This is a genomic window from Actinomadura sp. ATCC 39365, assembly GCF_054392275.1.
This window is the reverse complement of sequence record NZ_CP184335.1, coordinates 6,085,726-6,097,728: the sequence shown is the minus strand read 5'-3', so window position 1 is coordinate 6,097,728 and position 12,003 is coordinate 6,085,726. Positions and strand designations below refer to the sequence as shown.

Genomic DNA, 12,003 nt, shown 5'->3' with positions numbered 1-12,003 from the left:
GCCGCTCCATGCGGCACATTGCGGTGGCGTGTGGCCACGCTTTCCTCTGGGCTCGTTGCACGGCCCCGCTGCGACGCGCTCTTACAGCCGGGCGGCGGTGGCGGCCTCGCCCTGGGCGGCAGCCAGAGCCAGGCGTGCCTCCGTCGCCGCCTGCCGGGCGGTCTCGGCCCGGGCCCAGACCTGGCGACTGTCGTGCTCGGGGCGCTTGCGGCCGGCGACGGCGTCAGCGGCCGCGGCCCGCAGGGTCTCGGCCTGCCGGACATGCTGTCGGTGACGGCGGCCGTGGCAGCCGTGCGGGCACCGTCGGGGCCGGCTGCACCTCCGGTTTCGCGGTCTATGACAAGAACGGCAACCCGGGCTTCCTCACCGCCGCGCACTGCGGCGACTTCTGGGACCACTTCTACGACGACGGCGGCACCGGCAGTTCCGCGAACCACATGGGCGACCTGCAGTGGCGGCTGCCCAAGCGGGACGCCGCCATCGTGCTCGCCAACGCCACGGCCGACGTCTTCGACGGCGGTCCCGCGGCCCCCACCAGCAACCGGGTGGTCGCGTTGTGGAAGGCGTACGTCGGCAACTTCGTGTGCAACTCGGGGGCGTCGCTGGGCGCGTACTGCCTGATCAAGGTGACCGAGACCGGGTGGAGCGGCACGTACACGAACGGGCAGTACGTCAAGCACATGGTCAGGGCCAAGAGCGTCGTCGGCGGCTGCGCCATGGCCCACGGCGACAGCGGCGGGCCGGTCTACTCCTGCACCAACTGGTACGACGACGTCGCGGCGCAGGGCATCACCTCCGCCATCAGCAAGCCGGTCTACTGCGACGGCCTGGACGGCGGCCGGGTGATCGTCTTCTCCCGGGTGTGGGACGTGGCGCTGGCCTTCGGCGATCTCGTCGCGGCGGGGCCGCGCGCTGGAACGGGCAGGTGATCTCCTTGATGATCGGATCTGCCGCTTTCGACGACCCATCGAGAGCTCGGACAAAAGCCACGAATTTACGAAAGGCTAGGCATCTCCGCGGCCTGATCGTCGGCCGGTACGGTGACCTTCGCCGCGCCCCAGCCCGAGAACACCATCTCCGTCTTCACCGCCGCCCCCTCCAGCGGCACGTTCATGACCAGCTTGGCCGGCAGCCCGTCGGCGCCCACCCAGACGTCGTAGGAGCAGGTGACCCCCTGCGCCACCTGCTCCAGTGCGGCCCCAAGCCGGGTCTGGTACTGCTCCCCCAGGCCGGTGACGCCCTTCATCACCTTCTGCAGCCCCGCCTTGCCGAGCTTGGCCTTGACGGCGGCCAGCGACTGGTCGAAGTTGGCCGCCACGTACGGCTTGGACCCGGTCTGCTTCAGCGCCTGCCCCAGGTCGTAGGTGACGGTGTAGTGGGTGCCGAGCGGATCCGGCGCGGAGGTGAGCTTGCCGGTGGCGTACAGGTTCACGTCACGGGCCCGCGCGAGGTCCTCGACGGTGCTGTCGGCGCCCCCGGGCGCGATCAGCCCGACCATCCCCTTCTGCTCCTCGCCGAACTTCAGCCACGGCTTGCCCTTCGCCCAGTCGGCGTACTCACCCGTGGCCGCCACGTACGTGGCCTCCTCGGTCTGGATGACGTGCGTCTTCTTTGCCGGAGACAGGGGGTCCTCGGAGGTCATGTCCACCCGGGTCGCCGTGCCCTCCAGGTGAATGAGCACGTCGGACTTGACGGCCGCCTCGTCGCCGGTCACCGACACGGCCATCTTGAGACTCTTGTGCTTGGTGAGCTGGGTGTCCAGGACACGCACCACGGCCGCGACCTCGGTCAGGGCGGCCGGAGCACTGGGGGTGGCGGAGGCCGCCGGCACGGGCTTCTCGCCGCCGCCACATGCGGTCAGGGTGGCGAGCATGAGAACGGCGGGCGCGACTGCACGGCGCATGAAGAACTCCAAGAGGGGATTCGGCAATTCGTGCAGAAAGATCGCGCATGAGAAATCGACGGTTCTGCCCGCCCAGATAGGGCGATTTATGCTGGCCGGCATCGTAGCAGCCGGCCTACCAGGGCAAATAATGGATCAAGAGGGCACAGCGCAGAGCAGACAAATGTCCCCCCGCTGCCACACCATGCCGACCTCCCGAATCCCGCGCCGGGCCGGGCCGAATTGAGCCTGCCATTCCTCGGCGATGTGCTGGGCCCACTCCCAGGCCACCAGTGGCGCGGGCGGCACGGGCCTCGGCGAGCGTGTCGGCGACGGCTTGCTCCAGGTCGGCGTGCAGCGCGGCCGCCGCCGCGGCGATCTGTGCGGCCAGTGGCCCGAGCACGGCCTGGGCCTGTTCCAGGCGCACCTGCCCGCTGTCGCGGCGGCGGTCTCGGCCGCGACGCGCTCGCGGTGGTAACGGGTGGGGTGGTCGGCGCTGCAGTCCAGCGCGTCGGCGCGCTTGCCCGGCGGCAGGGCGCCGCCACAGGCCCTCCGCTCCCGAAGATGTCCCCAGCCGCCAGGTAGGTCTAGATCGGGTCGGGTGTGGACAGGAGTAAAGAGTCGAACGCCCAGCTGCCACCAGGCGTCGGTGGTTCCGCCCGCGAAATTGCGGTGATCATCTGCCTCCGGAAATGTCCAGTAGCCGGGTGTGGGAAAGAGAGCGCCCCGGCCCTGGAGTCCCGGGGCCGGGGCAGACTACTGTCCAGCGGGTACGGGGTCAGCAGCTGCTGGTGGTGTCGCCCGCGTCGGTGGTGCAGGTGTCGGTGCCGAGGCCGTCGTTGGCCAGCACCCGGTAGACACTGGCCAACGACGGGTGACGTCCCTTGTTCTTGCCCGTGGAGATGACCAGCTCGGACGCGATCTCCGGCACCGGGACCCCGCGCTCACGCAGGCTGCGCGCATAAGCGACCATGTCGTCGTCGAACACCCTCGGTCGGCCGCAATGGCGGCCGCGCTCGCGGGCTGAAGCCTGGCCCTCGGGAGACTTCTCCCGGATGTACTCGCGTTCGGATTCGGCCATGCCGGCGAAGAACGCGAACAACGCCGCGCCGTGCCCGGACGGGTCGTACACCCCCTGCAACGGGCCCGTCAGCAACTCCAGCTGGATATCAGCCCGGCGCAGCTCTTCGGCGATGGTCAGCAACTCGGCCGCGCCGCGCCCCAGGCGCTTCGTCTCATGCACCGTGAAGATCACCCGCTGGTGCGGGACGGCGGACTTGATCGTGCGGACGTACTCCATGGCCTTGGCGAACTCCGGCCGCACCTTCACGCGCGTGCTGATCTTCTCGGAGGAGATCGGCTCACATCCTGCCGCCGCCAGGGCGGGTCTCCAACGGGTGATCTAGCTGTTCTGTCCTGTGAGGTTGGGTACGCGGCTGGCGGGTGGCAAGCCGTTCAGGGCGGTGTGTCCGCGGTGGTGATTGTAGGTGTGTAGCCAGGACGGCAGGGCTTGGCGGCGTTCGGTCTCTGAGGCATATGGCTGGGCGTAGGCCCATTCGTCGAGCAGGGTGCGGTTGAGGCGTTCGGCCTTGCCGTTGGTCTGTGGCCGGTAGGGGCGTGTGCGCTTGTGGGTGATGCCGGCTTTGGCGAGGGTGTCGCGCCACAGGTGTGAGCGGTAGCAGGAGCCGTTGTCGGTGAGCACCCGGCGGACGGTGATGCCGGCTGTGGTGAAGAAGGCATGGGCGCGTTGCCAGAACGCGGCGGCGCTCTCCTTGGTCTCATCGGCCAGGATTTCGGTGTAGGCAGGCGGGAGTGGTCATCGATGGCGTTGTGCAGGTAGCCGTAGCCGAGGTTGGGGCGGCCGTGGTGGGTGCGGGGCCGGTCGGGGTCACGGTGGGCGGAGCTGTTGCGACTGCCTGCCGCGCGGCCGTGCATCTTGTGGCCGCCGCCGTCGGGGATGTTGCCCAGTTTCTTGATGTCGACGTGGATCAGCTCGCCGGGGGCGGCGTGTTCGTAGCGGCGGATCGGACGGCCGGTGGCGCGATCCAGGTGGGTCAGGCGGGCGAGCCGGTAGCGGGTCAGGACGCGATGCACGGTGGAGGGGTGCAGGCCCAGGTGGTAGCCGATGCGGGCGGGCCCCCAACGGCGCAGCAGCCGTACTTTGATGATCCGTCGCTCGGTCCGGGTCGGGGTGCGGCGGGGGCTGTGATGCGGGCGGGAGGAACGGTCACACATGCCGGCCTCACCGAGCAGTCGGTAGCGGTTGGCCCAGCGGCGGGCGGTGGTGACGGCGACCTGGAAGCGTTCAGCGGCTCGGCGCAGCGGCCATCCGTCCTCGACGACACAGCGGGCCAGGCGTAGGCGTCCCAGTTCGGTCAGCGGCGCGTTACGGTGGGGCATGAGGGCCTTTCTGGTCGGCGTGTAGATGTCGCAATCCACACCGGACCGAAGGCCCTCACCCATTCACAAGGTCATCGACATCGTGTCGTCGTCTCCGTATCCAACCTCTGTGGTCAGTACATCTAGCCATTGCTTGGTGATCGTCGGGACGCCGGATCTGTTGGGAGCCCCTAACCAGGCAGGGCTGTGCCGGCCCTCATGGCCGGGCGGCGGAGACCACGGGCATGCGCAGTGTCGCCGCTGTCGCGACCAGCAAGGCCACGAGCAGGACGATCGCCATGAAGACCTGCCCGTGCAGCCCGAGGACGAAGACAGTGCGGTCGGCGAACTCCGGGTCGTAGGTGGCGGTGGCGGGGAACAGGAGCGCACCGATCATGCCGAGCCACGGGGTGGCCAGGATGGCGGCGGCGTGCAGCAGCGTGGTGCGGCCTGGCCGTAGCGCAAGGGTCAGGCCGGTGAGGCCGAGGAGCACGGTCATCACCATGTACTGGGCGTCGTGGAATTTGGCGTGGGGCGGCCAGGCCGGGTTGAAGGCGTGCTGCGCCGCGAGCCCGGGGATGGCCAGATCGGCGAGCACGGCGCTGACCGTCGTGATCGCTGCGACGGCGATGATCAGGATTCGTGGGAGGGGCATCAGATCGTCCAGGTGTAGGCGGGGGTGAGCGAGCGGGCGAAGAGGCCGTTCGGGAGGAGCGGGAGGACCGCGTCCCGCAGGGTGGTCAGCGATGTGGAGGTCCAGTGCGCGGCGGCGCCGGCCTGACGGGACCTGCGGACGATCAGCTGGGTACGCGGCCTGCGGATGCGGTCGTAGGCCGCCAGCCCTGCGCGTACGCCGAGGGTGTCCACCGCGTGCGCGAGCGTGACTGCGTCCTCGAGCGCCTGGCAGGCGCCCTGCCCCAGGTTGGGGGTCATGGCGTGGGCCGCGTCGCCGAGCACGGCCACGTTGCCACAGACGTAGGTGGGCAGCATCGGCAGTTCGTGGGTGTCGTGTTGCAGCACCGCCTCCTCGTGCGTGGAGCCGAGCAGCGCTGGGATGGGATGGTGCCAGCGGGCGAAGCGTTCGCGCAGCTCGTCCAGGCCGGCGTGGGAGCCGGCCTGGGCGTTGGCCATCACGTAGCAGTAGATGCGGCCGTCGGGCATCGGCACCTGTCCGAACCGTTCGCCCCTGCCCCACGTTTCCACGCTTGCCTCGATGGGCTGAGGTGGGGCGATGAGACGCCAGGTGGTGTAGCCGACGTAGCGCGGCCTGGGGAGATGGGGCCAGAGGGAGCGCCGGGTCACGCTGTGCACGCCGTCGGCGCCCACCACGAGATCGGCGGTGCAGATGCCGCCGCTGTGGCGGACCGTACCGTCGGGCCGCACGTGCTGGACGTCGATGCCGGGCCGCAGAGCCTCGGCCGGCACGGCCGCTCTCAGCAGGTCGACCAGGTCGGCCCGATGCACGGTCACCCAAGGGCCGAAACGGCGCTTCAAGCCCTCGACGTCGTTGCGGACCAGCCAGTTCCCGCGCCTGCTGCGGATCCCCGCGAGCGGGCCGGCCAGCCCACCGGCGCGCAGTCGTTCGCCCAGGCCGATGGCGTCCAGCGCGCGCAGGCCGTTGGGCTGGATCGTCAGTCCCGCACCCACCTCGGTGAACTCAGCGGCGCGTTCGAGGACTTCCACCTGCCAGCCACGCTGATGAAAGGCGACGGCCGTGGCGAGTCCGCCGATGCCGCCTCCCGCGATGATCACTTTCATGCTCAGTTCTCCTTGACGGTCAGTGCAGGCCCCGCTTGCCCGAGGCCCAGAACGGCTTGGTCTTGATCGAGGTCCGTGGCCAGTTGCGTTCGCGTACGAGGAAGTCGCGCACCAGCTGGCAGGTTCTGGCCTCGCCTGCCACGTAGGCGGCTCCGGCGTTGCCCGGCAGGTTGAGTTCGGCCACGGCGGCGAGCAGCACCGGGGAGGCGATGGCGGGGGCGCCGTGGCGGTGGACGCGGCGCAGCGGCGGCGTCCCGGGCATGGCCAGGTCGTGCTCGGGGGTCTCGCTCTCCAGGACGCCGTACATCCGGGCCGACGTTCCCAGCGCTCTGATCATCGGGCCGAAGGCGGCGCTGGCGGTCTCCTCCCCGATGAACACGTGATAGGCCGCCTCGCGGGTGAAGAAGTCGCCTTGCGGCCACCAGAAGGTCACCCGTTCTCCGGGCCGGGCCGCCCGCGCCCACCTCAGGCCGATGCCGTCGCCCGCATGCAGGTGGACGCGCAGTTCGATCGCCTTCCTGCCGGGGGCGAGGTCCCAGATCGTGTACGTACGCAGCGTCTCGGCCGGGCGCAGGATGCCCGACACGGACAGCGGGTCCCGCAGCTGGATCCTGATGTGCTGGCCGGGGGTGTAGGGGAAGGCGACAGGCTGGCCGGTTTCCAGCCGGATCCGGCGCATGGCCGGGGTGACCTGCTCGGCGACGGTGACGGTCGCCTCCATGGCGTACTTGCCGAACAAGCGGTCGCGCATCGTGCGGGCCATGTCAGGAGTCCTTGCGCCGCCGGACGTGGGCGGACCGGGACATCCGCCACCACACGGCCGCGACCAGCACCATCACCGCGAGTAGGATCCACCACATATCGCTCCTTACAAGCTCTAGATTATTTAGAGCCATTAAGGAAACATAGATGCCCTAAGATGTCAACGGAATGACAAGAGAGGTGATGATGTCCGCAGACACCAGCAGGCGGGAACGGCTGCGCCAGGCGACCCTGGAGGAGATTCACGCGGCCGCGCGCAGGCTGCTGGTCGAGCAGGGGTCGGCCGCGGTGACCATCAACGCGGTCGCCCGGCAGGTCGGCATGAGCGGCCCGGCTCTCTACCACTACTACGCCGGCCACGACGAGCTGGTCGGCGCGGTTACCGCGGACTTCTTCCGTGAACTGGCCGCCGCCATGGCGCAGGCCCGCGACACCTGCGCCGGCGCGCCGACCGGCGACCGCCTGCTGGCCGTCTGCCGGGCCATGCGCGCCTGGGCCATCGCCCACCCCGCCGAGTTCGGCTGGATCTTCGCCAGCCCCATCGCCCCGCCCAACCGGCGGCCGGACTCGGTGCGCCACCAGGCCGCCCTGCGTTTCGAACAGGTCCTGCTCGACCTGACCATCGAGCTGTGGCAGACGCAGCCGTTCCCGGTGCCCGACCTGGCCGACCTGCCCGCCTCCTTGCGCGAGCAGCTGACCGCCTACGCGGACAGCATCGACGGACGACTGCCGCCCGAGGCCGCCCACGTCTTCCTTTCGTGCTGGATCAGGCTGTACGGGCTGCTGTGCATGGAAGTCCTGCACCAACTGGACTTCGCCTACACCGACATGGAGCCCGTCTTCGAAGAGTGCCTGCACGACCTGGCGGTCACCCTCGGCATCGACGACGCGGCGGCATAACTACGACCGGTCGTCGGGAACGCGCCAGGAGCCCGTCACCTGGACGTGGTGTGCAGGGTGCTCTCGTCGGCGGGTGCTGGTCGGCTTGGGGGCGGGCGTTGCGCAGTGCGGTCTCGACGCCGCGGTTGGTGGTCATGGACGCGGTGACGACGGTCATGGGGAGCAGGAGGCCGGCGGCGGCGTAGAGCGGAGTGTGCAGGTCATACGAGGTGGCCAGCCAGCTGCCGAGGAAGGCACCGCACGGGGCGGCGCACATGGCGAGCATGCGGGAAGTGCAGGCCACGCGGCCCATCAGATGGGCCGGGGCGAGGCCTGCATTTCCTACGGCGACGGCCCCTACGCCGGGTCGGTGTGCATCTCGGCACCCGGCCAGTGCCTCGATGTCGAGGGGATCTCGCCGTCATGGACGAGCGTCAAGCTCAACATCGTGCACTGCGGCTGAACCACACCCACACCTGACTCCGCACACGACAACGCCCCGGTCCGCCTCAGGCGGGCTGGGGCGCTGGGTGTTGGCCGGCGGTTCCGCCAACCGCTACACGGGGAAAGGGCGGGGGCGTTCCGGCAGGAGTCTGCGCGGGCCTGTTCGACGGCTTCCGGATACGCCTCCCGCTTGGCGTGCTCGGCCAGCGCCCGGTAAATCCTGGCGACGGATGGGTTCTGGCCTTTGCGTTTGCCGGTGGGGATGATCGCGCACATACCGGTCGGCGGCGTCGGGGGCAATGTCATGGCCGGTGGCCCACGAGGTGAGCGTGGCGAGGTAGGTGTAGTGGGCGTGAGCGTCCCGGTCAGTGCGGAGAAGACGTTGAAGACGCCCTTGTCCGTGACAGGGAGCGCTCCGCCCAGCTGTTCAAAGAGAGAGTCCACCATCGGGTGCGAGGGGCAGGTCACGGTGACGGAGCGGCGCTCGCGCACGGCGGGCAGCGGATCGCCCCGCCCGCGAGACCGATGACGACTCGCGTGGGCGTCCGCGGTCGGCTCGCCCGGAGGGCGCGGTCAGCCCACGGCCTCGCGCATACGGCCCAGGATGTCCCGCAGGAGGTTCGGTGACGTACCGAAGTTGAGCCTGACGAAGCCCTCGCCGCCGGTACCGAAGGTCCGGCCGTCATTCAGCAGGACACGGGCCTTCTCCAGAAAGAATGTGTGCGGGTCGGTGGGGAGATCGAGGGCGCGGCAATCCAGCCAGGCGAGAAAGCCGGCCTCCGGGACGCGGTATCCGATGCCGCGCGGCAGCCCCTCATGCACCAGCACGGCGTTCCGGTCCAGGACCGGCCGCAGCTGTGACAACCAGGAGTCACCGTCCCGCCAGGCTGCCAAGGTGGCGGCTACGCCGAAGGTGTTGGGCTCGCCGTACAGGTGGGTCGGGCCCGAAAGGGCCGCGCGCACGTCGGCCGCGCCGATGTGCGCGACGGCGCAGCGTACCCCCGGCACGTTGAACGCCTTGGTCGCGGAGGTCAGAGTCACTGTCCGGGCGGCCGCTTCGGACGACAGGGAGGCAAAGGGGATGTGCCGGTGCGGGCTGTGCACGAGGTCGGAATGGATCTCGTCGGATATGACCAGCAGGTCGTGGCGCCGGACCAGTTCGGCGACCATCTCCAGCTCCTGGCGGCGTAGCACGCGCCCGGTCGGGTTGTGCGGGTTCACCAGCAGCAGCACCCGGCAGCCGCCATCGGCCAGCTCCTGGTCGAGCCGCTCGGCGTCGAAGACCCAGCCTTCGTCCTGAAGGACGTACGGGATGGGGTGCAGGCGCCGCTCCATGCCCGTCACCGTTTCCAGGAAGGGCGGATACGCCGGAGTGTGCAGGGCGACGCCGTCGCCGGGGCGCGTGGCAACGCGCAGGACGGCCTGGAGCCCCTGGTTGATGTCGGTGAACTCCCGGACGTGGCCGGGGTCGAGCACCCAGCCGTGGCGTTCGCGCATGCGCTCGGCGAAGGCGGCCCGCAGGGGGATCTGCTCGGGGCGCCCGTCCCACGAGGGGTATCCCAGGTCCTCCTGCACACACCGCATGAGGGCCTCCTGCACGACGGGGGCCGGCGGGAAATCCATCTCCGCGATCCATGCCGGCAGCACACCCGGCTCGGCCCGGCTCCACTTCACTCCGGGGCGACGGGCCAACGATGAAAGGTCAAGGTCGTCAAACATGGCTTCCTGTCCCTCAGGGGCCGACAGAAGATGTGATCGGCCAGCGGGTGGGTGGCGTCGCGGTCGACGTACGTGGCGATCGTCGCGAGGACAGTGAGCGCAAGGCCTGCGACATCGTTCTGAGCGGTGATCGTGCATGGGTGGGTTCGTCGGCGCTTCTCTCTTCACTGGTCGATCAGGGCGATGCCGTGGTCGCTGTATCGGGCGCCCTGGGCCCCGGTGTCGGGGACGGCGACGTCGATGGCGGCGAGGTCGGCGGCGGTCAGGTGCAGGTCGAGCGCGGCCAGGTTGTCGCGCAGGTGAGGGCGGCGGGAGCTGCCGGGGATGGGGATGACGTCGCTGCCGCGGGTGAGGACCCAGGCGAGGGCGATCTGGGCGGGGGTGACGCTCTTGGCGGCGGCGAGGTGGGCGATGGCGTCGACGATGGTCAGGTTGGCCTCGAGGTCGTCGCCGTTGTAGCGGGGAGCGGTGGCACGGAAGTCGCCGGGTTCATAGCGCGTGGTGGCGCGGACGGCCCCGGTGAGCAGGCCGCGGCCAAGAGGGCTGTAGGCGATCAGGGTGGCGCCGAGGCTGCGGATCGTGGACAGGATGTCGTGTTCGACATGGCGTTCCCACAGCGAGTACTCGGTCTGGACGGCGCTGATCGGATGGATGGCATGGGCGCGGCGGAGGGTGTCGGCCGAGACTTCGGACAGGCCGATGTGGCCCACCTTGCCCTGGGCGACCAGCCCGGCCAGGGCACCGACGGACTCCTCGACGGGGATGGCGGGGTCGATGCGGGCGAGGTAGTACAGGTCGATGTGATCGGTGCGCAGCCGGCGCAATGACGCTTCGCAGGCACGCCGCAGATCGCCTGGTGAGCCGGCGGGGACCAGGCCCTCGGCGGTGCGGCGGACTCCGGTCTTGGTGGCCAGCACGACGCGGTCGCGGTGCGGTGCGAGGGTCTGGCCGAGGAGTTCCTCGTTCGCTCCGTCACCGTAGAAGTCGCCGGTGTCGAACATGGTGACGCCCGAATCGAGGGCCTCCAGCAGGGTGGCTGAGGCCTCGTGCGGGTCGGCGGGGCCATAGGTTCCGGTCATGCTCATGCAGCCGAGGCCGAGTCGGGAGACCGCCGGGCCGTCAGGTCCAAGAGTGAAGAGCATTGTTCCTCCGTCACTTTGCCAGGGCCGCGCGGAGGAACGCGAGGATCTCCGCCTGGGCGGCTTCAGCCTGTGGTTCCACGCCGGGCAAGGCGAGGAACGCGTGCTTTGCTCCCGGGTATTCGGTGAGCCGCACGGGGGTCCCCGCCTCGCGCAGTTGCTCGGCGTAGCGGCGGCCGTGGTCGGCGACAGCGTCCCGGGTGGGCACGACCACGAGCGCCGGGGCGAGCCCGCTCAGGTCGCCCGCGTACAGCGGCGAGACCGCGTCGGTGTCGGCTCCTGGCGGGACGGCGAGCCGCTGTATGAGCTGCAGTTGCGGTAGGGCCCGGGCCGGGCTGTATGCGTACTCGGCGATCGAGGGGTAGTCGGCCATCGTCTCGGTCACGTCGACCACGGGGTTGACCAGCACCTGCGCCTTTAGCTCCAGGCCGGCCTCCCTGGCCCGGATGGCCGCCAGCGCGCTGATCAGCGCGCCGCAGCTCTCACCGAAGACGGCCGCGCGCGCAGGGGCGACGCCCCACTGCGCGGCGTGCCGCACCACGTGCTGGAGCACGTCCCAGCCGTCGTCGGCGGCGTTTGCGAGCGGGCTGCCGGGGGCGAGCAGGCGGTGCTCGACCGAGACGACGAGGGCGGGCAGTCCCGCGGCGAGGTGGCTGTTGGTCCAGTCGCACTGCGCCGCCGTGCCCACGAAGCCGCCTCCGTGCACATGGACCACGAGTGGCAGGTCGGTCGGGGTGCCGGCTTCGCCGTCTCCCGTCGACACCGGCCGGTACACCCGGACCGGGAGGTCGCGGCCGGGCAGTGCCACTTGCTGCCAGACGATCGCGGCGCCGGGATTCGGTTCCCCGAGGATTGCCCGAGCCGTGCCGGACGCCCGCCAGCGGTTCTCTGCGTCGCGGTAGGCGCGCAGTTCCTCGGTCGTGATTGCCGAGAAGTCCGGCTCCGGCGGCCGTGTCGCAAGGGTGGTCTCACTCATGTGTCCTTCTCCCCCTCCCGGCCGGATGCCGGGTGTGCCGTTGTGGCTGGACAGTGCGTTGCCCC

12 protein-coding genes and 1 pseudogene are annotated in these 12,003 nt (G+C 70.1%); 4 read left to right on the top strand and 9 right to left on the bottom strand.

The genetic code is table 11. The features are described 5' to 3' along the window. The first annotated feature begins 437 nt into the window (after nucleotides 1-437). Entirely contained in the window at nucleotides 438-929 is a 492-nt protein-coding gene (locus tag ACNF49_RS29775; RefSeq protein WP_482939557.1) for a chymotrypsin family serine protease, read from the top strand. 65 nt (nucleotides 930-994) lie between these two features. Here the strand turns inward: ACNF49_RS29775 and ACNF49_RS29770 are convergent, their stop codons facing one another. Beyond that, complete coding sequence (locus tag ACNF49_RS29770; RefSeq protein ID WP_482939556.1) at nucleotides 995-1,903, bottom strand: hypothetical protein; 909 nt, start codon at nucleotides 1,901-1,903, stop codon at nucleotides 995-997. Between the two features lie 244 nt (nucleotides 1,904-2,147). On the opposite strand from ACNF49_RS29770, the gene ACNF49_RS29765 reads away from it, so the two are divergent. Continuing rightward, nucleotides 2,148-2,360 carry a hypothetical protein gene (locus tag ACNF49_RS29765; protein ID WP_482939555.1) on the top strand — a complete coding sequence of 71 codons (213 nt, stop codon included), beginning with the start codon at nucleotides 2,148-2,150 and terminating at the stop codon, nucleotides 2,358-2,360. A 300-nt stretch (nucleotides 2,361-2,660) separates the two neighbouring features. Here ACNF49_RS29765 and ACNF49_RS29760 read toward each other — a convergent pair whose 3' ends face one another. From ACNF49_RS29760 to ACNF49_RS29740, 5 genes and pseudogenes are all read right to left on the bottom strand, one after another. After that, nucleotides 2,661-3,263 carry a recombinase family protein gene (locus tag ACNF49_RS29760; protein WP_498703847.1) on the bottom strand — a complete coding sequence of 201 codons (603 nt, stop codon included), beginning with the start codon at nucleotides 3,261-3,263 and terminating at the stop codon, nucleotides 2,661-2,663. 21 nt (nucleotides 3,264-3,284) lie between these two features. Continuing rightward, nucleotides 3,285-4,282, bottom strand: a pseudogene (locus tag ACNF49_RS29755) (IS481 family transposase). A gap of 196 nt (nucleotides 4,283-4,478) precedes the next feature. Next, on the bottom strand, nucleotides 4,479-4,916 hold the full coding sequence (locus tag ACNF49_RS29750) for a DUF6640 family protein (RefSeq protein WP_482939553.1): 438 nt from the start codon (nucleotides 4,914-4,916) through the stop codon (nucleotides 4,479-4,481). Continuing rightward, nucleotides 4,916-6,019, bottom strand: coding sequence for an FAD-dependent monooxygenase (locus tag ACNF49_RS29745; protein WP_482939552.1), 1,104 nt, complete (start codon nucleotides 6,017-6,019; stop codon nucleotides 4,916-4,918). The genes ACNF49_RS29750 and ACNF49_RS29745 overlap by 1 nt, the downstream gene beginning before the upstream one ends. 19 nt (nucleotides 6,020-6,038) lie before the next feature. Next, nucleotides 6,039-6,782, bottom strand: a complete 744-nt coding sequence (locus ACNF49_RS29740; protein ID WP_482939551.1) for a siderophore-interacting protein — start codon at nucleotides 6,780-6,782, stop codon at nucleotides 6,039-6,041. 182 nt (nucleotides 6,783-6,964) lie between these two features. On the opposite strand from ACNF49_RS29740, the gene ACNF49_RS29735 reads away from it, so the two are divergent. Together ACNF49_RS29735 and ACNF49_RS29730 are read left to right on the top strand one after the other, a co-directional pair. Then, nucleotides 6,965-7,681 (top strand): TetR/AcrR family transcriptional regulator, encoded by a 717-nt coding sequence (locus ACNF49_RS29735; protein ID WP_482939550.1) that lies wholly within the window; start codon nucleotides 6,965-6,967, stop codon nucleotides 7,679-7,681. Nucleotides 7,682-7,754: 73 nt separating this feature from the next. Further along, nucleotides 7,755-8,123 (top strand): hypothetical protein, encoded by a 369-nt coding sequence (locus tag ACNF49_RS29730; protein ID WP_482939549.1) that lies wholly within the window; start codon nucleotides 7,755-7,757, stop codon nucleotides 8,121-8,123. Nucleotides 8,124-8,677: 554 nt separating this feature from the next. Here ACNF49_RS29730 and ACNF49_RS29725 read toward each other — a convergent pair. The 3 genes from ACNF49_RS29725 to ACNF49_RS29715 all read right to left on the bottom strand — a co-directional run bounded on the left by ACNF49_RS29725 (nucleotide 8,678) and on the right by ACNF49_RS29715 (nucleotide 11,938). Beyond that, nucleotides 8,678-9,727 (bottom strand): MalY/PatB family protein, encoded by a 1,050-nt coding sequence (locus ACNF49_RS29725; protein WP_498703198.1) that lies wholly within the window; start codon nucleotides 9,725-9,727, stop codon nucleotides 8,678-8,680. Nucleotides 9,728-9,987: 260 nt separating this feature from the next. Beyond that, nucleotides 9,988-10,965: an aldo/keto reductase gene (locus ACNF49_RS29720; RefSeq protein WP_498703197.1), complete on the bottom strand. Its 978-nt coding sequence runs from the start codon at nucleotides 10,963-10,965 to the stop codon at nucleotides 9,988-9,990. Between the two features lie 10 nt (nucleotides 10,966-10,975). Beyond that, complete coding sequence (locus tag ACNF49_RS29715) at nucleotides 10,976-11,938, bottom strand: alpha/beta hydrolase (protein ID WP_482939546.1); 963 nt, start codon at nucleotides 11,936-11,938, stop codon at nucleotides 10,976-10,978. Nucleotides 11,939-12,003: the final 65 nt, after the last annotated feature.